Below are 20,670 nucleotides of genomic sequence, written 5' to 3'. Positions count from 1 at the left end.
TTCTGTTATATATTTCCTCCCAACAAATCGGGAGGATGCGCATGTACACCCAGGCGCTGAACACGGCCGAGACCGACGATCGCGGTCTTGAGGACGCGGCCAGGGCTGCGCAATTCCAGGGCCGCATCGATGCCGAGGAGCGCATCGAGCCGAACGACTGGATGCCGGCGGCCTACCGCAAGACGCTCACCCGCCAGATTTCCCAGCACGCCCATTCCGAGATCGTCGGCATGCTGCCCGAGGGCAACTGGATCACGCGCGCGCCGACGCTGCGCCGCAAGGCCGCGCTGCTCGCCAAGGTGCAGGACGAATGCGGCCACGGGCTCTATCTCTATGCCGCCGCCGAGACGTTAGGGACCTCGCGCGAAGAGCTGGTCGACGCCATGCTCGCGGGCAAAGCCAAATACTCCTCGATCTTCAATTATCCGACGCTGACCTGGGCCGACATCGGCACCATCGGCTGGCTGGTCGACGGCGCCGCGATCATGAACCAGATCCCACTGTGCCGCTGCTCCTATGGCCCCTATGCGCGCGCGATGATCCGCGTCTGCAAGGAGGAATCCTTTCACCAGCGCCAGGGCTACGAGATCATGCTGACGCTGTGCCGCGGCTCGGAGGAGCAGAAGGCGATGGCGCAGGATGCGTTGAATCGCTGGTGGTGGCCGGTGCTGATGATGTTCGGCCCGCCGGATGCGACGAGCCAGCACAGCGACACCTCGACGAAATGGAAGATCAAGCGCTTCTCCAATGACGAGTTACGCCAGAAATTCGTCGATGCCACCGTGCCGCAGGCACAATATCTCGGCCTCACCATTCCAGATCCCGCGATGACCCAGGATGCCGACGGGCACTGGCGCTACAGCGAGATCGACTGGACCGAATTCAAGCAGGTGCTCGCCGGCAACGGCCCGTGCAATCGCGATCGCATGGCCGCGCGCCGCAAGGCACACGAGGAGGGCGCCTGGGTGCGTGAGGCGGCAGCCGCTTACGCGGCAAAGCGCGCGCAGCGTCAGACCGCACAAGCCGCGGAATAGGGAGATCACGATGACCACGCCGAACACGCCGCTGTGGGAAGTCTTCATTCGCAGCCGCAACGGGCTCGCGCACAAGCATGTCGGCTCGCTGCATGCGAGCGACGCGACGATGGCGCTGCAGGCTGCCCGCGACATCTACACCCGTCGCGGCGAAGGCCTGTCGATCTGGGTCGTGCCGTCCACCGCGATCACCGCGAGCGATCCGGCTGATAAGGGCATGATGTTCGAACCGGCAGAGTCGAAGATCTATCGGCACCCGACCTTTTATGAGGTGCCCGAAGAAGTGGGACACATGTGATGCCGGTCGCCAACATCCAGGTCTCCGAAACGCCGCTGGTGCTCTACGCGCTGCGCCGCGCCGATGATGCGCTGATCCTCGGCCACCGGTTGTCGGAATGGTGCGGGCACGCGCCGATGTTGGAAGAGGACATGGCGCTGTCCAACATCGCGCTCGACCTGATCGGCCAGGCGCGCGAGCTCTACACTTACGCCGCCAAGGTCGAAGGCGCGGACAACGACGAGGACAAACTCGCTTATTTGCGCGACGTCAGGCAGTACCGCAATTTGCTGCTGGTCGAGCAGCCGAACGGCGATTTCGCCCAGACGCTGGTGCGGCAGTTCTTCTATTCGGCCTTCGCCGACCTCTATTGGCGCGCGATGATGACCTCGCGCGATACGACGCTTGCCGCCATTGCGGCCAAGTCGGAGAAAGAGAGCGCCTATCATCTGCGCCATGCCTCCGAGTGGATCATCCGGCTCGGCGACGGCACGGACGAAAGCAGCGCCCGCGCGCAGGCCGCGATCGATCATCTCTGGGCGTTCACCGGTGAGTTGTTTGCCGTGGACGAAGCCGAGCGCGCCCTGATCCATGCCGATATTGCCATCGATCCGGCGAGCTTGCGCGGTCGTTGGTTGACGACGTTGTCTGATATCGTCAGAGAGGCGACACTTGAGCTGCCGCAGAACGACTGGATGCAGCAGAGTGGCCGCTCTGGCCGGCACAGCGAGCATCTCGGCCATCTCCTGTCCGAGCTGCAATCGATGCAGCGCACCTTCCCGGGGTCGACATGGTGACGGTGCTGGAGCGCGATAGCGAGCTACGCCGGAGGGCCTGGGATGCCGCGGCAAGCGTGGTCGATCCCGAGATTCCCGTGCTGACCATCGCCGATCTCGGCGTGCTCCGTGACGTCGTTTTGGATGGCGATCGCGTCGAGGTCGCCATCACACCGACCTATTCGGGCTGCCCGGCCATGAACATGATCGCGCTCGAAATCGAGCTTGCGCTGGAACGCGCCGGCTTCCATCGTCCGGAGGTGCGCACGGTGCTGTCGCCGGCCTGGACCACGGATTGGATGAGCGAGGAGGGCCGCCGGAAGCTGCGCGCCTACGGCATCGCGCCGCCGCAGGCCTCAAGCTCGCGCCGCGCGCTATTCGGCGGACAGGCCGTCGCGTGTCCGCAATGCGGCTCTGACAAGACTGAACTCTTGTCCGAATTCGGCTCGACCTCCTGCAAGGCGCTCTGGCGCTGCAAGGCCTGCCGCGAACCCTTCGATTATTTCAAGTGTCATTGAGAAACGTGCGATGCCAACCCCATCGTCATTGCGAGGAGCTCTTGCGACGAAGCAATCCAGACTGCCTCTGCGGAAAGATTCTGGATTGCTTCGCTTCGCTCGCAATGACGACGGAGAGACCGAACGAGGGTGCCCGTAATGTCACCAGCCGCGCCGCGCTTCCATCGCTTGGCCATCAACGACCTCCGCCGCGAGGCCTCGGATGCCATCTCGATGACCTTCGCCATTCCCGGCGAACTCGCCAGTGATTACGCCTTCACGCCCGGCCAATACCTGACGCTCCGCACCACACTGGATGGCGAAGAGGTGCGCCGCTCCTATTCGATCTGTTCCGGACCCGACGACGGCGAGATCCGGATTGCCGTGAAGAAGGTCGACGGCGGCGCGTTTTCGAGCTGGGCGGCGGACGAGCTGAAATGCGGCGACGAGCTCGACGTGATGACGCCGACGGGGCGCTTCGGCCTGGTCCCAGCAGCGGAGGCCGGGCGCATCCATGTCGGTTTTGCCGCGGGCTCCGGCATCACGCCCATTCTCTCGATCGTGAAGGGCACGCTCGTGCGCGAGCCTGACAGCCGCTTCTTCCTGTTCTACGGCAACCGCGCCACCGACAACATCATGTTTCTCGAAGAGCTGGAGGAGCTGAAGGACCGCTTCATCGACCGCCTCTCGATCTTCCACGTCATCTCCGGCGAGGAACAGGATATCCCGATCCTGCATGGCCGGCTCGACGGCGACAAGGTGAGGGTGCTCTTGCGTTCACTGGTGCCGGCGGAGAGCGTCGATCATGTCTTCATTTGCGGTCCATCAGGCATGAGCGAAGACATCGAGGCGACCTGCCGCGACCTCGGGATTGCGGAAGAGCGTATCCATGTCGAGCGCTTTGTCTCCGAATTCGGCGGCAAGCCGCGGCCGAAGAAAGCCGTTGCGCCCGACGCGCCGCCGAAGGCGGTCGCGTCTCTGATCATCGACGGCAAGCGCCGCGACGTGCCTGTTGCCGAGGACGAGGCGATACTCGATGCCGCGCTGCGCGCCGGCGTCGATCTGCCCTTCGCCTGCAAGGGCGGCATGTGCTCGACCTGCCGTGCCAAGCTGGTCGAGGGCGAGGCGCCGATGGACATCAATTACTCTCTGGAACCCTGGGAGCTGAAGGCCGGCTTTATCCTGACCTGTCAGGCGAAGCCGTCGTCGGAGCGGGTCGTGGTCGATTACGACCATGTTTGACAGTTTTGGCCAAGCAGCAGAGCATGATGGATAGACATTTGCCCGGGAGAAGCGCGTGAACGTCAAAGCCACCTTGTCGCCCGAGGATATCGCGCGGGCCTGCGCCGATGCAATGTGGGCGGAGGACGATGCCTCCAAGGGGCTCGGCATGGAGATCGTCGAGATCGGCCCGGGCTTTGCGACGCTGGCGATGTTGGTGCGGCCGGACATGGTCAATGGCCAGCGTATCGCCCATGGCGGCTTCATCTTCACGCTCGCCGATTCCGCTTTCGCATTTGCCTGCAACTCGCACAACGAGCGCGTCGTTGCGGCGCAGGGGCAGATCACTTTCATCAGGCCGGGCAAGCTCGGCGATCGCCTGATTGCGAAGGCAAGAGAGATCACCCGTGGCGGCCGCTCCGGCATCTACGACGTGCGTGTCACTGTAGGTGATACCGTCATTGCGGAATTCCGCGGGCATTCGCGCGTCATTCCCGGCACGTGGCTGCCGGCGCAGGATCAATAAGAGACCAAAGAAAAGAACAAACGACAATGTGGGGAAACGAGGATGGCTCTGACGAGACGCAAGGAAGGTGGCAACACCTATAGCGCCGAGATGGACGCGCAGGAGCGCGCCTCGCGCGACGAGATCATGGCGCTGCAAAAGCAGCGGCTGGCCCGGTCACTGAAGCACGCCTATGACAACGTCGCGCACTACCGCAAGGCCTTCGAAAAGGCCGGCGTGCATCCGTCCGACTTTCGCGAGCTCGCGGATCTCGCAAAATTCCCGTTCACCGTGAAGACGGACCTCCGCGACAATTATCCTTTCAACATGTTCGCCGTGCCGCGTGAAAAACTGGTGCGGGTGCATGCCTCCTCCGGCACGACGGGCAAGCCGATCGTCGTTGGTTATACCCAACGCGACATCGACACCTGGTCGGACGTGATGGCGCGCTCGATCCGTGCCGCCGGCGGCCGCACCGGCATGATCATCCACAATGCTTATGGTTATGGTCTTTTCACCGGCGGCCTCGGTGTGCACTACGGCGCCGAGAAGCTCGGTTGCACCGTGGTACCGATCTCCGGCGGCATGACCGAGCGGCAGGTGCAGCTCATCAACGATTTCCGGCCCGACATCATCACGGTGACGCCGAGCTACATGCTGGCAATCCTCGACGAGTTCAAGCGTCAGAAGCTCGATCCGCGCCAATGCTCGCTCAAGGTCGGCATCTTCGGTGCCGAGCCCTGGACCAACGCCATGCGCGGTGAGATCGAGGACGCCTTCGACATGGATGCGACCGACATCTATGGTCTCTCCGAGGTGATCGGCCCCGGCGTGGCGCAGGAATGTATCGAGACCAAGGACGGGCTCCATATCTGGGAGGATCATTTCTACCCTGAAGTGATCGACCCCGAGACCGGCGCGGTGCTGCCCGACGGCGAGAAGGGCGAATTGGTCTTCACCTCGCTGACCAAAGAGGCGTTTCCGGTGATCCGCTATCGCACCCGCGACCTGACGCGGCTGTTGCCGGGCACGGCGCGGCCGGGCATGCGGCGCATGGAGAAGGTGACGGGGCGCTCGGATGACATGATCATCCTGCGCGGGGTCAATCTGTTCCCGACCCAGATCGAGGAGGTGTTGCTCGCGACCGATTGGTGCGGCGGCCACTTCATCCTGGAACTCACCCGCGAAGGCCGCATGGACGAGCTGACGATCATCGCCGAAGCGCGTCCCGAAAGCTGGGACGGCCGCGGTCTCGTCGATCATGCCGACAGGGTATCGACCCACATCAAGAACACGATCGGGATCAGCTCCAAGGTTCAGGTGGTCGCGCCGGCCACGCTGGAGCGCTCGCTCGGCAAGGCAAAGCGGCTCTACGACAAGCGGCCCAAGGACTGACTTGACGGATTGACTTGACCGGCCCCAAAGGCGACAAGGCCCGCAAGAAATCACGGGTCTTTCATGTCGCCAGCCGATACCAAAACCGTCGAAGCGCGCTGCGTCCGCCTCAATGCCAAGGCCGAGAACGCCGCGGCACTTGCGCCGGTGGTCGAGCCTCATACGCTCAGGCCTGGTCCGAACGATCTCCTGATCGAGGTGAAAGCTGCTGCCGTCAATCCATCCGACGTCAAGGCCGCGACGGGGTTGATGCCTTATGCCGTCTTCCCGCGTACGCCCGGCCGTGACTACGCCGGCGTGGTGATCCACGGGCCGGCCGGGACGGTCGGTCGCGAGGTGTTCGGCTCCTCGGGCGATCTCGGCATCCGCCGCGACGGCACTCACGCAACCCATCTCGTGGTCGAAGCCGATGCCGTGGTGGAGAAGCCGAAGACGGTGTCCTGGGAGGAAGCTGCCGGCATCGGCGTGCCCTTCGTCACGGCCATGGAAGGCTTTCGTCGCGCCGGCGTGCCGAAGCCCGGCGAAATGGTGCTGGTCTTCGGCGTCAACGGCAAGGTCGGCCAGGCCGCGGTGCAGATCGCGACTTGGCAGGGCGCGCGCGTGATCGGCGTGGTGCGCAAGGCGGAGGCCTATGAAGGCCACACCAACGCGCCGGTCGAGGTGATCGATGCTTCCACGATCGATGTCGCCACGCGCGTGCGCGATCTGACCGGCGGCAAAGGCGCGGACATCGTCTTCAACACGGTCGGCGACCCCTACTTCCAGGCGGCGCACAAGTCACTTGCCCTGCGCGGCCGCCAGATACTGATCGCCGCGATCGACCGCATCGTCCAGTTCAACATTCTCGAGTTCTACCGGGGCCAGCATACCTATGTCGGTATCGACACGCTCGGCCTTTCGTCGGTTGCGACCGGTGCGGTGCTTCGTGATCTCGGCCCGGGCTTCGCAAGCGGGCATCTGAAACCGTTCCCGATCAAGGCGAGCGCGGTCTATCCGCTGGAGCGCGCCAGAGATGCTTATGTCGCTGTCGCTGGGTCGTCGCGCGACCGAGTGATCCTGAAGCCGTAACACACCGTCATTGCGAGCGCAGCGAAGCAATCCAGAAATGTACCCGCGGAGACAGACTGGATTGCTTCGCTGCGCTCGCAATGACGGAGATTGGCGAGAGTTCTGAGAACAACCGATGGAATCCACGCAACTCGTCATCCTCGCAGGGCTCGTCATCGGCCTGATCTATGGCGCCGTCGGCCTGCTCAGCGGCTTCTGCCTGATGAGCAGCATGCGCGGTTTTCTGGCCAAAGGCGACGGGCGGTTGGTGCGCACCTATGCGCTGGCGATTGCCGTTGCGATCGCTGCCAGCCAGCTGCTGGCGGGCAGCGGCACGATCGATCTCGGCAAGTCGATCTACCTGCAGCAGACGTTCTCGGCTCCGGTACTGTTCCTCGGCGGCCTGCTGTTCGGCTACGGCATGGTGCTGTCGAATGGCTGCGGCTCGCGGGCGCTGGTGCTGCTCGGCCGCGGCAATCTCCGTTCTTTCGTCGTCGTGATCGTGCTTGCGATTGCCGCGCAGATGACGCTCAAGGGCCTCCTCGCGCCCGCCCGCATTGTCCTGGTTCAGGCGTCGCAAACGACCGTCAAATCCAGCTCGCTCCCGTCTGTGCTGGCAGCGCTTGGTGCCGCTGAACCGGTTTCGCGTGCGCTCGCCGCCGCCGCGATCGTTGTCGCGCTGATTTTGTTTGCTTTCGCGCATCCAGCGTTCCGGCGCTCGCCGGGCCAGATCGCGGCCGGCGTCATCGTCGGTCTTCTCGTGGCCGGTGGCTGGTTCGTCACCGGCTATCTCGGTGCTGACGATTTCAATCCGGTGCCGGTGACGTCGCTCACCTTCATCGCGCCGATCGCCGATAGCCTGCAATACGCCATGCTCTCGACCGGCCTGACACTCAATTTCGGCATCGCGACGGTCGCGGGCGTCTTCGCCGGGAGCCTGGTCACTGCGCTCGTCACGGGGCGCTTCAAGCTCGAAGGCTATTCTTCGCCGCGCCACATGCTGCGCTCGGGCACCGGCGCGGCGCTGATGGGGATCGGCGGCGTAATGGCGTTCGGCTGCTCGATCGGGCAGGGGCTCACCGGCATGTCGACGCTGGCGCTGGGCTCATTCGTCGCGGTCACCGGCATCCTGCTCGGTACGGCAGCGGGCCTGCGCGGTGCGTTGCGGGTCCAACCCTTCGAGGCGGCAACCGGGGCAGGTTCGCCGGCCGCTTGAATTACTCCACGGCCTTCGTCACGATGCGGATCTCGGAGGTCAGGGTCCGGTGCACCGGGCACTTGTCGGCAATCTCCATCAGCCTCTTGCGCTGCTCGGCATCGAGCGGGCCCTCCATTGCAATGTCGCGCTCGATCTGGTCGAGCATGCCTTCGCGCGTCTCGCACTCCAAACAGTCCTTGGCGTAAATCTTGGAATGCTTCAGCGTGACGGTGACGCGGTCGAGTGGCAACGATTTGCGGTCGGCATAGAGGCGCATGGTCATGGAGGTGCAAGCGCCGAGGCCTGCGAGCAGGAAATCATAGGGCCCGGGACCGGCATCCTCGCCGCCGGCAGCCACAGGCTCGTCCGCCACCAGACGGTGCGGACCAACCGAGATGATCTGGTTGAACTTGCTCTTGCGGGTCTCCTGCACCACGACCTGGCGCGGCGTCTCGGGGAGATCCATCGTCTTCGCGGGCTTTGCGGTGTCAATGTAGCGGCTGGCCCAGGCCGCGATCACATCGGCCGCGTAGAGGGCGTCGGCAGGCGTCGTCAGCAGATGGTCGGCATGGTCGAGGGAGACGAAGCTCTTGGAGTGCTTCGCCGACACGAAGATCTTGGTCGCATTGTCGATGCCGACGGTGTCGTCGACCGGGGAGTGCATCACCAGAAGCGCCTTGTGCAGGCCGGTGACGTCCTTCATCAACTCATGCTCGATGATGTCGTCGAGGAATTCACGCCTGATCCGAAACGGGCGGCCCGCCAGCGAGACTTCCACTTCGCCCTGCGCGCGGATGTTGTTGATGTGCTCTTTGAACAGCCCGGTGACGTGGGCCGGATCGGACGGCGCCGCGATGGTCGCAACCGCCTTGGCTTCAGGGATCTGTCCTGCTGCCGCGAGGATCGCGGCACCGCCGAGGCTGTGGCCGATCAGGACGGACGGCGCCTTGCGCGTTGCGCGTAGATGATCGGCGGCGTGCACGAGATCGGTCACATTGGAGGAGAACGTTGAGTTGGCGAAATCGCCCTCGCTGGAGCCGAGCCCGGTGAAGTCGAACCGCAGCACCGCAATGCCTTTGGCGGCGAGCGCGACCGAGATACGCCTGGCGGCCAGCGTATCCTTGCCGCAGGTGAAGCAATGCGCGAACAGCGCGAAAGCCGCGGGCTCACCGTCCGGAAGCTCCAGCGCGGCCGAAAGCTGATGGCCGCCTTCACCCGTGAATTGAAAGCGTTCCGTCGGCATTGGACTTCCCCCGTCCTTTGTTGAACCTAATCGCCTGAATAGCGCTGCTCGGCCCAGGGATCGCCGCGGTTGTGATAGCCGCGGACTTCCCAGAAGCCCGGCGCGTCCTCAGTCAGGAATTCGATGGCCTGGAGCCATTTGGCACTCTTCCAAAAATACAGATGCGGCACGACCAGCCGCACCGGTCCGCCATGCTCCTCCGTCAGCGGCTGACCCGACCAGCTATGGGCGAGCAGTGCGTCCTCGGCGGCGAAGTCTTCCAGCGCGAGATTGGTGGTGTAACCGTCATAGGAATGCAGCACGACGAAGCGAGCATCCTCGCGCGGCTGGCAGGCCGCGAGCAGCTCGCGCGTTGCGAGCCCTTCCCACTCATTGTCATAGCGCGACCAAGTCGTCACGCAGTGGATATCGGAGGTGAAGCGGGCCTGCTTCTGCGCGGTGAATTCGGCAAAGGTCCAGAACACGGGGGCATCGACCGCGCCATAGACGTCGAGCCGCCAGCGCTCGCGCGATACCGGCGGCACGACCCCGAGATCGAGCACCGGCCAATCCTTGGTGAGGTGCTGGCCGGGCGGCAGCCTTTGGTCCTCCGGCCGCGTGATCTTCCCCGTGAGGAAGCGCCCCTCGCGCGCCCATTTCTCCTTGGTGCGCGTCAGCTTGCTGTCGGGCGGCTCGTTGTCGTCAGCCATGGTCTACTCGTGCCGATGCATTGCGGAGGCGTGCTTGGTGTCGCGCATGGTAGCATAGATGATCAGCGACAGGCAGATGATGCTGGCAAGATAGAAATAGAACCATTCCTCGTGCCCGATGCTCTTGAAATAGAGCGCGATCGCCGGCGCCGTGCCGCCGAAGATCGAGACCGTAATGGCATAGGGCAGACCGACGCCGAGCGCGCGGACATTGGTCGGGAACAGCTCGGCCTTCACCACCGCATTGATCGAGGTGTAGCCGGCGACAAACAGCCAAGCGGCGCAGATCAGGACGAACGCCATGAAGGGCGACTTGGTCTCCTTCAGCGTCATCAGCAGCGGCACGGTCGCGAGCGTGCCGGCGACACCGAAGAAGATCAGCAGCGGCTTGCGTCCGATCCTGTCGGAGATCGCGCCGTAGATCGGCTGGAGAATGGTCGCGAAGATCAACGTGCCGAAGATCACGAAAGTGGTCTGGTCTTCGGTCAGTCCGACCGAAAGCTTGACGAAGGTCTGCATGTAGGTGGTGAAAGTGTAGAACGCCGCGGTGCCGCCGGCGGTGAGGCCGACGACCAGCAAGAGCTCGCGCGGATATCGCAGCAGGTTGGTGATCGATCCGGTCGGCTTCACCACCTTCTTGGCCTCCTCGAACGCCTCGGTCTCGTGCAGGCCACGCCGCATCACCGCGGCGAAAATCGCAAGTGCCGCGCCGATCGCGAAGGGGATACGCCAACCCCAGTTCTTCAGCTCCGCCGGCGTGAGGAAGACTTTTTGCAGGAGCAGCAGCACGATGATTGCGGTGAGCTGGCCACCGATCAGCGTCACGTACTGAAAGCTGGAATAGAAGCCGCGGTGCTTGGGGTCGGCGACTTCGCTGAGGTAGGTGGCGCTGGCGCCATATTCGCCGCCGAGGCTCAAGCCCTCGATGACGCGGGCGAGCGCCAGGATCACCGGTGCCGCAAAGCCGATCGTGGCATAGGTCGGCGTCAGCGCGATGATCAGCGAGCCGAAGCACATGAAGACGACGGACAGGGTCAGCGAGATGCGGCGGCCGAAATGGTCAGCGATATAGCCGAAGAACCAGCCGCCCAGGGGCCGCATCAGAAAGGTCGCCGCGAATACGACGGCGACGTTCAATTGCTGGACGACGGGGTCGTTACCGGGGAAGAACGCGGGAGCGAAGTAGAGCGCAAACGCCGTATAGGCGTAGAAATCGTACCACTCGACGAGATTGCCGATCGAGCCGATGAAGATCGCCTTGATCCGCCGCTCGGCGTCGGCGAGGTCAAAATACGCAGAGGCCGGGTTGGTTGCTTGCTCTGTCACGTCCGGCCTCTCCGTATCGTTGTTTGGAGAGGCCTACATCGCCTTTCCAAGCAGAAATGGCAACTGGCGGGGCCCTCTCACCGTGCCTTGCGACCAGGTCACGGTGCCTGCCGGGTCGAGGGCGAAATCCGGAATCCGCGTCAGCCATTCCTCCAGCGCAACCTGCATTTCCATGCGCGCAAGGTTGGAACCGACGCAGCGATGGATGCCGAGGCCGAAAGCGGCGTGACGGTTCTCGCGACGGTCGATCACGACTTTGTCAGCGTCCGGAAACATCTTGGGATCGCGGTTCGCGGCGGGGAAGGACAGCAGCACCATGTTGCCTGCTTTCACCGGGCAGCCCGAAATAGATGTGTCCTTGACCACCTCGCGCGCCATCGTCACCGGGGAATAGGCGCGCAGCAGCTCTTCCACCGCGGTTGGAATCAACCCTGGCTCGGCGATCAGCCGTTCACGATCGGTCGGCGTTTTCGCGAGATGCCAGAGCGACGAACCGATCGCGCTCCAAGTGGTGTCGATGCCGGCGATCAGGAGCAGGCGCAGCGAGCCCAGCACGTGGGAGTCCTCGAGCGGATTGCCGTCCTTGTCCCTGGCGTTCATTAGGTAAGAGATCAGGTCGTCGGTCGGCTTCGTCTTGCGCGCCTCGATATGACCGCTGAAATAGGCGCTCATCTCTTGGACGGCCTGGAGCAGCTGGCTCTCGTCCTTGATGCCGAGCTCCAGGATCATGTGGATCCAGTTGACGAAGAGGTCGCTGTCGCTTTCGGGAATGCCGAGCATGTGCGCGATCGCGCGCACCGGAATGTGCTTCGTGTAGCGCGCCGCGGCGTCCACGCTCTTCTCGGCGATGAAGTCGTCGATCAGCTCGTTGCAGATGGCTCGGACCCGCGGCTCGAGCTTCTTCATCGCGTCCGGCGTGAACGGCGGCAGCAGCAATTGCTTGGCCGGCTTGTGCACGGGCGGATCGGAGGTGATCGGCGGGGCCGCATTCCTGGCGATCTCCGGGCGCACGTCGCGGACGATGATGCGGCGGGAGGAGAAATGCTCGGTGTCGTTGGCGATCTCGCGCACGGCTGCATAGGTCGTCGGCAGGTAGCAGCCGAGGAAGCGTTCTGTATGCACGACCGGGCTTGCGGCGCGCAGTTCGTCCCAGATCGGGAAGGGATCGTCCGTCCATTGCGGATCGGTGTGGTCGAAATCGTGGACCCAGTCGGTCACAGGCGGATGAGCGGCGGGTTGGCTGACGTCGGACATCTCGGAATCCCCAGGGGCTCGTGTTCGCGGAAGGCACGCACAACGCGGAAAGCGCGCTACTCCTCGATCACATCTATTGCGATCTCCGGACAATTGGACTTTGCAAGCCAGGCTTTGTCTTCCAGTCCCGGCGGGACGGTGCCGTCTCCGGCTTCATGGGCGTTGCCGTATTCGTCGAGCTCGAACAGCTCCGGCGCGAGCGCCTTGCAGCGGGCGTGGCCCTGGCATTTGTCGGGATCGACGTGAACCTTCAGTCGCTCTGCCATTGCGGCTTCCTCGGTCGTGTGCGCGCGAGGCCCGAAGGCGGCGCGTTTCCTCATCTGCGTTCTATAAGTTATATCCTATTACATTCGCGGCAGGCTTCCCCTGTCAAGCGCAAACTTATAGGTGGACAGTCTCGCAAATGGTGCGAAAGCGTCACCAAATGTCGCGAAAGTTTCCAAGGCCATATCGGCTGAAAGCGAACCACTCGAGTCTACAAGAACATTGCACTAGGCTTACGAAGAGTAGGGCTCAGGAGCGAGGGATTGTGAAGCAGCGAAGGTTCCAGCGCTGCTGCGCCCACAGTTCGAGGACTAGCGGCAAAAACCGCTTGAGAGGGCCGAACCAAAGCGGTTCCCCTCCGGCGCCGACCGCGGACGATCGACACGAACTGGACAATGGCAGATCGGTACCTCAGGCTCGTGAGGAACGAGGTTGCTGCTCAACCCGAAGCTCCATCAGTGTGCTGTGCAGCCTTCCAAGCTGAATACGAGGGTTCGATTCCCTTCACCCGCTCCAGAGCTCTTTCGTTACCAAAAACAACCCCTTGCGCGCTATTTTCGTGCCGGATTGAGTCGCTCCATATCGATTTTCATACAACCGCCGTACAACCGAGCTCCGGTCAGCCGGTCGATGCTATCGAATCCTTGGAGCAGCGATGCTGATCCATACCGTATTCGAATCCTTGGGCGAGGCAAGACGAGGCAAGATGAAAGCAGCTGCCTGCGGGCTGGTTTCGCAGAACATGATGGTTTGCTCAACCGTGGGAACAGGCGCCACGCGTGCAAACTCGGAGCGGATTTCTGCATCTGAGATATCAGTCGAGCGCGCGTTAACGACCCTCTGACTCTTAATCAGCGGGTCCCAGATTCGAGCCCTGGTGCGCCCACCATTCGAAAATCCTTATTTTCCCAGGCCTTTGCGAGCTGTGGCCGAGAACAAAACGGCTCTCGTGCGACGTTTCCACCGCCAGATTGCTTCTGTATCTTCGCCTCCCATTCGATATAGCCCGCAGATCCGATGGTACAGGTCGATTACGTGCTCGTCGTAGAATAGGATAATAGGGCGAGCAAAACGGACCATTTGTTCTTTCCGTCGCCGGGTACCGCGTAGCACAACCCGAACCGGATTGTTCGAGTGAGGCTCGATTCGCCCCCCGCTACCGCGGGGTACGATTCTGTACGCCAGACTACGATCTCCCACGATTTCATTCGCTCGATGGTGGCACCGAGGTGCCCAACTCGGCTTGCCGAAAATTGGCGGCGATGAAGTGGGTAACCTTGGGTTCGGCCGCAGCGCCGAACTCGTGGATCGCGTCCTGAACGACCCTGTCCGCGTTCGTCACGCGCTGGTGTTGTCGCAGATGCTCGAGCCATGACGCCACCATGAATGTTTCCAGGAAGCGCCCGCCCTCCGCGGCATCCTCGAAGACGTCCCAGAAATAAGCGCCGTCGCGCCGTCGTTGTTGTTCCAGAGCTCTGAGATGGGTGAGGAAGGCTTCACGGCACTCCGGAGCAATGCGATACTCGACCGTAATCAGGACTGGCCCGCGGTCGGCGTCTGCGTCGATCGCCAAGACAGGTGCCGGCCAATGCATCGAGGGCGCCAGATCGATTCCTGCATCTGTTTGAAGCTTCCAATGCCAGGTGAGCGCGATTCCGACGACGGCGCCCGCGGCAGCGAGGAAATGCGCCTCCGGCAAGCCGAGCCCAGAGGCAAGCTGTCCCCAAAGGGCGCTGCCGGCGGTCATCGCTCCGAAGAACACGGTCACGAACATGGCCAGTCCACGGCCGCGCACCCAATCCGGCAACGAGACTTGAACTGAGACGTTGACCGTCGCGAGGACGGCGATCCATGAGATGCCTGCGATCAGGCATGCCGCAAGTCCGATTTCCGGGTAACGCGCGATGCCAAGAAGGATCAGGCTGACCGCGGTGCCGACGGTGCCGGCCGCAACCAGCCCGTCGGGCCCGAAGCTCGCCTTCAGCCAGGGCAACATGAACGCGCCGGTGATGGCGCCGACGCCGACCGCCCCGAGCAAAATGCCGTAGAGTTCTGGACCGCCTGCGATCTGATTGCGTGCGACGAGTGGGAGCAGTGCCCAATAGGCGCTCGCGAAGAAAAAGAACGCTGCCGCTCTGACGAGCGTCGCACGGAGCTTCAGATTGAACCGCGCGTGGCGTAAGCCGTTCACCATGGCGCCGGCAAGACGTTCCGGCGGCAGTGCGCTGCCTTGCGAGGACGCCGGGCGCCACCAAAGCAGCGCTCCGATCACGGCGAAATTGCTCAGCGCGTTGATCCAGAAGGGTGCCGCGATGCCCAATCGGAGAAGAAATGGCGAAGCCAGATGTCCTCCCGTCCCGCGATCAATGCCTCTGGCAGATCGGGAATCTGGTGGAACATGAAGAACCAGTATTCGCGGGCGACCTTGGCGTTCATCTCGCGCGCGACGACGCGGGTCGGAACGTTGTCCATGACCACGAGACGATCGACGATGTCCGGGTGGTCCTTGACGAGACGCGTGGCGACGCGCGCGCCGCGGTCGTGTCCGACCAGCGCGATGCGTCCAACCCCGAGCGCCTTCAGCAGCTCGACGATGTCGTTGGCCATCGTCCGCTTGTCATAGCCATTCGCAGGCTTGTCGGTTTCCCCGTATCGGAACGCTCCACCCTCAGCTCGTTGGCTTCGCGTGGGTCTGGAACGTCGATGACGGCTTCTGCGACGAAGTGCGGGTCGCCGACGCGGCGATCGATTCTGACGCCTACAAGCTCAATCCGCTGCAACGGATCGTCGAGACCGGCGAAACGATCCGGCGAGCGCCGAATGAGCCGTCGGCGCAGGCCGAATTTCCCATCATGATCGAGCTCGCGTCCGCCGGCATGACCGACTACGTGGCGATTCCCTTATCCGGCCTGGATACGCGCAACGTGATCACCATCGCGACGAAAGCAGCCGGCGGCTTCGCCGAGGCGGAGATCGATTCCCTGACACGCCTCTTCAAGCTGTTCGCCTTGCACGTGCAGCGGCACAGCGAGTTGAAGATCTCCGAAAACGCGTTGGGCGCCTATCTTGGATACGGCGCCGCCGCCAAGGTGCTCGAAGGAGCGATCAAGCGCGGCGCGGGAGACTCGATCCGTGCCGTGATTTGGATCTCGGATCTCAGAAACTTCACCAAGATGTCGGACGTTCTGGCCCCGGCCGACATGCTCGTGCTGCTCAACGCCTACTTCGAAGCCATGGCGAGCGCCGTGGCCGCTCATGGCGGCGAAACCCTCAAGTTCATCGGCGACGGGATGCTCGCTGTCTTTCCGGTGACGGTGGGGGTCGCCGAAGCGTCACGCGCGGCCGTCTCGGCGGCGAAAGAGGCAATCGTCAGCCTCGAAGCTTCCAATCGGACAATCCGGGTCGGGTCCGATGCTGGAGGCCGCCCCGTGCTCCGGGCGGGCATCGTCCTTCACGAGGGTGAGGTCTTTTTCGGCAACGTGGGCGCTCCGGATCGCCTGGACTTCACGCAGCCGTTAACGAGGCCTGCCGCGTTGAAACGCTCACCAAGACGATAGGTCGGGACCTGCTCATGACGGAAGCCGTCGCTGGACATGTTGCCGATGTCGAGTATCTCGGTGAGCACCAGTTGCGAGGGGTCTCCGCCCAAATGTCCGTGTACGGACTCGCGGGATGACGACTGTCGTTGACCAGCGCCGTTCTGCCAACATCAAGCTTGCGCAGCGGCCTCTCCGTTGACGGTCTCGAGTAGCTAATAGTCGAGATAACCGGAATCCGAACCACCGTATATCCCGAACGGTTTGGGGGCATTGTAGGGACCACCCGCCCGAATCCGTGCCGGAAGGTCCGGATTGGCGAGAAAGAGGCGGCCGAAGGCGATTGCGTCCGCCTCTCCAGAACTGACGATCCGGGCGGCGTGCTCGGGGGTGATGCCGGCATTGACGATGAGTGGTCCGCGATAGTCTCCGCGGAAGATCGGAAGCATCCTTTCGTAGTCGGGTGCTCCGGTCCAAGCATTGGTGTCGGCGAGGTGCAGATATGCGAGCCCGGCAGCCTGCAGCGTCGACGCGATTTGCCCATAGGTATCTTCCGGCTTCGGATCCCGCGTGCTGTTGTAGTCCGCGAACGGCGATAGCCGCAGTCCTATCCGCGAACGCGGCATGACCTCGGCAATCGCCGAGACGATTTCCTGAAGCAGCCTGGATCGTCTTTCGGCGCTCCCGCCGTAGTCGTCGGTTCGCAGGTTGATCGTCGGGGATAGAAACTGGTGGATCAAATAACCATTGGCGCCATGGATTTCCACGCCGTCGAATCCTGCGCGAACGGCGTTGGCGGCCGCCAGTCTGAATTCGTTGACGACGCCTTGGACCTCTCCGAGCGTCATCGCGCGCGACGGCGTAGCCGCGATCCGCACATATGCGCCGTTGGCAAGCAGCGCCCACACCTGCAGCCGGTCCAGATCGTCGTCCACGACCGACGGAGACAGCGGTTGCCTGTCCGACAGCAGGCCACGTGCGCTCGCGCGTCCGGCGTGCCAGAGTTGCGCGACAACGCGCCCCCCTTTTTCGTGGATCCGATCGACGACCGCTCTCCATCCCTCGGTCTGTTCCTCTGTCCAGAGACCGGGCGTGCGGTCGAAGGCATTAGACATCGGTCCGACGTTAATGCCTTCGCTTATGATCAAGCCGGCGCTCGTCCGCGCTGCGTAGTATTCCGATGCGGTAGGATTGATGACGCCGCGCTCGTCGGCACGCGACCGTGTCATCGGGGCCATCACTATCCTATTCACGAGATCGAGATCGCCCAAGGTCGTTCGATCAAAAAGCCCCGCCATGTTCGCACTCCTTTGAGGTTGGGATCTGGTGCCAGTCGACCGGGTTAGTCGCCGCTGTCCTCGCGCGACCAGCGATTGCGCGGCACCGGATTGGTAGCGCGCGCTCCCGGATTCGATCTGCCTGCTGGGTGGCCAAACTTGCCATGACAGCTATTGAGAGAACCCGGCGTGGCGTCAGTGGCGCGATGATTTTCCGATTCGGGATGAAAGCGTCGGTAGCTGCAGCAGCAGACCCGCCGTCGCAAGCACGGCCCCGTAACCGCAGACGCCGAGCCATGAGAAGTGGGCATAGGCCCAGCCCGCCCCGAGGGATCCGAGCGAACCGATGACGAACATCGCCGTCATGAACACGGTGTTGAGCCTGCTTCGTGCGTCCGGGCGGAGGACGAAAATCAGGTGCTGATTTGACACGAGCGCTGCGTTCACTCCCGCGTCGAGCAGCACAACCCCGACGACCAAGCCCGCGACGGCGTTCCAACCCGCGAATACGACCCACGAGAAAAGGGAGATGGCGGCAGCAATCGCAACCACCGTGTGAGGCCCCCGCTTATCGGCGACCCGACCCGCGAGAGGCGCTGCGAGGATCCCTGACGCCCCGATGACGCCGAATAGGCCAGCGATCTCCGGTCCAAGTCCGAATTGGGGCTCTTGAAGATGGAGAGACAGGACGGTCCAGAAGGCGATGAATGAAGCAAATAGCATCGCTTGTGTCGCTGCCGCCAGTCGAAGCGCCGGCTCCTCGACGAGCAGGTGGATGAGCGAACGCAGCGCGTCAGTGTATCCGATACTTTGCGTCGCATGGTGGCGCGGCAAGGTCAAACGCACCAGTGCGGCGGCGCCAAGCGCCAAAGGGACGCCGAGCCAAAACATCTCCCGCCATCCGAAGTGCGATCCGACGAAGCCGGCTATCGTGCGGCTGAGTAGAATGCCACCTAAAATACCGCTCACCACCATTCCGACCGCGGCGCCTCTCGTCCGGTCATCGGCAAGCGTTGCAGCGAATGGGACGATCTGTTGAGCCACAGTGGCCGCTACGCCCAGCAAGAGCGACGCCGCGATCAACGCCAGCGTGGTCGGAGCGATAGCAGCGAACGCGAGAGCCGCGGCCAACAATGAACTGCACGGCGATAAGGCGCCGTCTCTCGACGAGATCGCCCAGGGGAACCAAAAAGAGGAGGCCGACCGCGTAACCGAACTGTGTCGCCGTGGGTATCAGTCCGATGGCCGAGGAACTCGGATAATTGGCCTCGATCAGGCCGAGCAGAGGCTGATTGTAGTAGATGTTTGCGACCGCGATACCCGCGCAGACCGCCATCGCGAAGGTGCGTGCGCGGGTGAGCGTAGAGACCTGTTGGTCAGTCGCGATCGTTGATGTGGACATGGCGGCAAATCCTCTTTCGTCGGCACGCAGTCTCGGTTCGACGCGCCGGCTCTTGACCTCAGCGTCACCAATGTTAATTATCAATCGATAAATAACAAGGGATCGTCAAAGATGAATGGCTCCCATGTGCAAATGGCGGCATCTGCACATGGCCACGATGGTCTCGGCAATCGCCGCAACAGCTGTCTTGGCCGCACGCTCGTTCTTGAGGCGAGAGAGTCTTTGCTCGATCCCTACGCCGCGGACGAGCGGGCGTATTGGATTCCGTGCGCACGCTTTGGATTGGCTCGTCGAGCCGTGATCGAGAGATTGTGCAAGTCGCGCACGAAACTGAAAAGATGTCGCCCGGACCGGTCTAATATGGCGTTCGCATCTAGGAGGGGAGAGCGATGAAGCTTAGGTCCGTTCTGCTCGCACTGCTTGTGATTGGAGCGATCGGCGGGACGGCGGCACTTCTCTATGCTTGGGAATCGCCGATCCCTCCCATCGATTCACGGTCAGCCGGAGCCCCGGATCGTGCGAAGGCGCGTCGTGGAGCGAGCCTTGCTCTGCTCGGAGACTGTGCCACGTGTCATACGGCACCCGGCGGACTCCCCTACGCCGGGGGGCTTGCGATGCCCACGCCCTTCGGAACGATCTATTCCACCAACATCACGCCCGATCCGGAAACCGGCATCGGACGATGGTCGGAGACGGCGTTCATCCGTGCTCTGCGATCCGGTGTGGATCGCGAAGGCCGCCACCTTTACCCGGCGTTCCCATACGATCACTTCACGCGCGTGTCGGATGATGATGCGAAGGCGATGTATGCCTTCTTCATGTCGATCGATCCAGTCAGGTCGTCGGCGCCACCGAACGACCTCCCGTTTCCTCTCAATGTTCGCCTGACACTCGCCGGCTGGAAGCTGCTGTTTCTGCGTCAGGTGCGTTTCGTCGCCGACCCTTCGAAGGATGAGACGTGGAACAGGGGAAAGTATTTGGTCGACGGACTGGGGCATTGCGGCGCCTGTCATTCTCCGCGCAATCTGCTGGGGGCGGAAAAGGCATCGGCCAGTTTCGAAGGAGGCGAAGCCGAAGGTTGGCGCGCCTACGCGCTTGGTCGAAGCTCGCAATCACCTGTCCCATGGGACGAAGCTGCCCTTACGGAGTATCTTGCGCGTGGCTCGCATTCCCAGCATGGGACGGCTCAGGGCCCCATGGCGAACGTGGTTGACAATCTGTCCCTTGTCGACCCCGCGGACGTAGGCGCGATGGCCCACTATCTTGCATCGCTCGGCAAGAGCGAGGGGCGGAAGGATGTGGAGACGGCTCCTTCCGGTCCGGGCCGCCTGCCGCAAGCCGCGGGCATTCAGGCGGCCGCGCCTTCTATTCCATCCGACCCCGGCGGCGCGATCTATGCCGCCGTTTGCGCGTCGTGCCACGAAGGCGACAGAGCCTTGCCGCTGGGTGGCGTAAGACTTGGTCTCTCCACCGCCATTGCGGGCGAGACGCCCACAAACCTGGTCAACCTTGTTGTGCGGGGAATACCAGCGTCCACCGGCGGCTCTGCGCATCCGATCATGCCCGGCTTTGGCGATGTTCTCGGCGACCGGCAGATCTCGGATCTCGCGAACTATCTGCGGGTCCAGATTGCCGGGAAAAACCCGTGGAATGGGTTAGTCAAAGCTGTCACGGAAGCCAGAGGCAACCGGTGAACTGGACTCGTCAACAAAGAATAGAAGGTTCGGTG

Annotated in this window: 21 protein-coding genes; 12 read left to right on the top strand and 9 right to left on the bottom strand. The window is 62.9% G+C overall.

The features are described 5' to 3' along the window. The first annotated feature begins 41 nt into the window (after window positions 1–41). The 9 genes from paaA (at window position 42) to BLV07_RS25995 (ending at window position 7,968) form a co-directional block, all read left to right on the top strand. Window positions 42–1,034 (top strand): 1,2-phenylacetyl-CoA epoxidase subunit PaaA, encoded by a 993-nt coding sequence (paaA, locus tag BLV07_RS26040; protein ID WP_176945754.1) that lies wholly within the window; start codon window positions 42–44, stop codon window positions 1,032–1,034. A 10-nt stretch (window positions 1,035–1,044) separates the two neighbouring features. After that, the gene (gene paaB / locus BLV07_RS26035; RefSeq protein ID WP_091891504.1) at window positions 1,045–1,332 is read left to right on the top strand and encodes a 1,2-phenylacetyl-CoA epoxidase subunit PaaB; all 288 of its coding nucleotides are present in this window, start codon (window positions 1,045–1,047) and stop codon (window positions 1,330–1,332) included. Next, window positions 1,332–2,108: a 1,2-phenylacetyl-CoA epoxidase subunit PaaC gene (gene paaC / locus BLV07_RS26030; RefSeq protein WP_176945753.1), complete on the top strand. Its 777-nt coding sequence runs from the start codon at window positions 1,332–1,334 to the stop codon at window positions 2,106–2,108. The genes paaB and paaC overlap by 1 nt, the downstream gene beginning before the upstream one ends. Next, the gene (gene paaD, locus BLV07_RS26025; protein ID WP_091891498.1) at window positions 2,102–2,605 is read left to right on the top strand and encodes a 1,2-phenylacetyl-CoA epoxidase subunit PaaD; all 504 of its coding nucleotides are present in this window, start codon (window positions 2,102–2,104) and stop codon (window positions 2,603–2,605) included. Before paaC ends, paaD begins: the two co-directional genes overlap by 7 nt. Window positions 2,606–2,743: 138 nt before the next feature. Continuing rightward, complete coding sequence (gene paaE / locus BLV07_RS26015; protein ID WP_091891492.1) at window positions 2,744–3,826, top strand: 1,2-phenylacetyl-CoA epoxidase subunit PaaE; 1,083 nt, start codon at window positions 2,744–2,746, stop codon at window positions 3,824–3,826. A gap of 55 nt (window positions 3,827–3,881) precedes the next feature. Further along, complete coding sequence (gene paaI, locus BLV07_RS26010; RefSeq protein WP_091891489.1) at window positions 3,882–4,331, top strand: hydroxyphenylacetyl-CoA thioesterase PaaI; 450 nt, start codon at window positions 3,882–3,884, stop codon at window positions 4,329–4,331. A 42-nt stretch (window positions 4,332–4,373) separates the two neighbouring features. Then, a complete protein-coding gene (gene paaK / locus BLV07_RS26005; RefSeq protein WP_091891486.1) occupies window positions 4,374–5,705 on the top strand; it encodes a phenylacetate--CoA ligase PaaK in 1,332 nt (443 codons plus the stop codon). A 63-nt stretch (window positions 5,706–5,768) separates the two neighbouring features. After that, window positions 5,769–6,773, top strand: a complete 1,005-nt coding sequence (locus BLV07_RS26000; protein ID WP_091891483.1) for a quinone oxidoreductase family protein — start codon at window positions 5,769–5,771, stop codon at window positions 6,771–6,773. A 115-nt stretch (window positions 6,774–6,888) separates the two neighbouring features. Further along, a complete protein-coding gene (locus BLV07_RS25995) occupies window positions 6,889–7,968 on the top strand; it encodes a YeeE/YedE family protein (protein ID WP_091891480.1) in 1,080 nt (359 codons plus the stop codon). A gap of 1 nt (window position 7,969) precedes the next feature. On the opposite strand, the gene BLV07_RS25990 is transcribed toward BLV07_RS25995, so the two are convergent. Genes BLV07_RS25990 through BLV07_RS25970 form a run of 5 tightly spaced genes read right to left on the bottom strand, consistent with a single transcriptional unit; the run spans window position 7,970 to window position 12,728 of the window. Continuing rightward, window positions 7,970–9,193, bottom strand: coding sequence for a bifunctional alpha/beta hydrolase/OsmC family protein (locus tag BLV07_RS25990; protein ID WP_091891477.1), 1,224 nt, complete (start codon window positions 9,191–9,193; stop codon window positions 7,970–7,972). A 26-nt stretch (window positions 9,194–9,219) separates the two neighbouring features. Further along, complete coding sequence (locus BLV07_RS25985; protein ID WP_091891471.1) at window positions 9,220–9,882, bottom strand: sulfite oxidase-like oxidoreductase; 663 nt, start codon at window positions 9,880–9,882, stop codon at window positions 9,220–9,222. Between the two features lie 3 nt (window positions 9,883–9,885). Further along, window positions 9,886–11,208 carry an MFS transporter gene (locus tag BLV07_RS25980; protein WP_091891467.1) on the bottom strand — a complete coding sequence of 441 codons (1,323 nt, stop codon included), beginning with the start codon at window positions 11,206–11,208 and terminating at the stop codon, window positions 9,886–9,888. A 33-nt stretch (window positions 11,209–11,241) separates the two neighbouring features. Beyond that, window positions 11,242–12,462, bottom strand: a complete 1,221-nt coding sequence (locus tag BLV07_RS25975; RefSeq protein WP_091891464.1) for a cytochrome P450 — start codon at window positions 12,460–12,462, stop codon at window positions 11,242–11,244. Window positions 12,463–12,518: 56 nt separating this feature from the next. Continuing rightward, window positions 12,519–12,728, bottom strand: a complete 210-nt coding sequence (locus BLV07_RS25970; RefSeq protein WP_018648108.1) for a ferredoxin — start codon at window positions 12,726–12,728, stop codon at window positions 12,519–12,521. A gap of 653 nt (window positions 12,729–13,381) precedes the next feature. On the opposite strand from BLV07_RS25970, the gene BLV07_RS47740 reads away from it, so the two are divergent. Then, the gene (locus BLV07_RS47740; protein ID WP_176945752.1) at window positions 13,382–13,570 is read left to right on the top strand and encodes a hypothetical protein; all 189 of its coding nucleotides are present in this window, start codon (window positions 13,382–13,384) and stop codon (window positions 13,568–13,570) included. A 360-nt stretch (window positions 13,571–13,930) separates the two neighbouring features. Here the strand turns inward: BLV07_RS47740 and BLV07_RS25965 are convergent, their stop codons facing one another. Then, window positions 13,931–15,046, bottom strand: a complete 1,116-nt coding sequence (locus BLV07_RS25965) for an MFS transporter (protein ID WP_244551213.1) — start codon at window positions 15,044–15,046, stop codon at window positions 13,931–13,933. Continuing rightward, entirely contained in the window at window positions 15,010–15,333 is a 324-nt protein-coding gene (locus BLV07_RS25960; RefSeq protein WP_244551212.1) for an alpha/beta fold hydrolase, read from the bottom strand. The genes BLV07_RS25965 and BLV07_RS25960 overlap by 37 nt, the downstream gene beginning before the upstream one ends. A 116-nt stretch (window positions 15,334–15,449) precedes the next feature. On the opposite strand from BLV07_RS25960, the gene BLV07_RS25955 reads away from it, so the two are divergent. Then, window positions 15,450–16,283 carry an adenylate/guanylate cyclase domain-containing protein gene (locus tag BLV07_RS25955; RefSeq protein ID WP_176945751.1) on the top strand — a complete coding sequence of 278 codons (834 nt, stop codon included), beginning with the start codon at window positions 15,450–15,452 and terminating at the stop codon, window positions 16,281–16,283. Between the two features lie 194 nt (window positions 16,284–16,477). On the opposite strand, the gene BLV07_RS25950 is transcribed toward BLV07_RS25955, so the two are convergent. Further along, entirely contained in the window at window positions 16,478–17,560 is a 1,083-nt protein-coding gene (locus BLV07_RS25950) for an alkene reductase (RefSeq protein WP_091891461.1), read from the bottom strand. A gap of 174 nt (window positions 17,561–17,734) precedes the next feature. Further along, the gene (locus BLV07_RS25945; protein WP_349525448.1) at window positions 17,735–18,670 is read right to left on the bottom strand and encodes an MFS transporter; all 936 of its coding nucleotides are present in this window, start codon (window positions 18,668–18,670) and stop codon (window positions 17,735–17,737) included. A gap of 885 nt (window positions 18,671–19,555) precedes the next feature. On the opposite strand from BLV07_RS25945, the gene BLV07_RS25940 reads away from it, so the two are divergent. Further along, on the top strand, window positions 19,556–20,635 hold the full coding sequence (locus BLV07_RS25940) for a c-type cytochrome (protein WP_349525447.1): 1,080 nt from the start codon (window positions 19,556–19,558) through the stop codon (window positions 20,633–20,635). Window positions 20,636–20,670 lie beyond the last annotated feature (35 nt).

It is taken from the genome of Bradyrhizobium sp. Rc2d, from assembly GCF_900099855.1.
In the GTDB taxonomy this organism is placed as follows: Bacteria; Pseudomonadota; Alphaproteobacteria; order Rhizobiales; family Xanthobacteraceae; genus Bradyrhizobium.
This window is presented reverse-complemented; position numbering and strand designations above follow the sequence as displayed.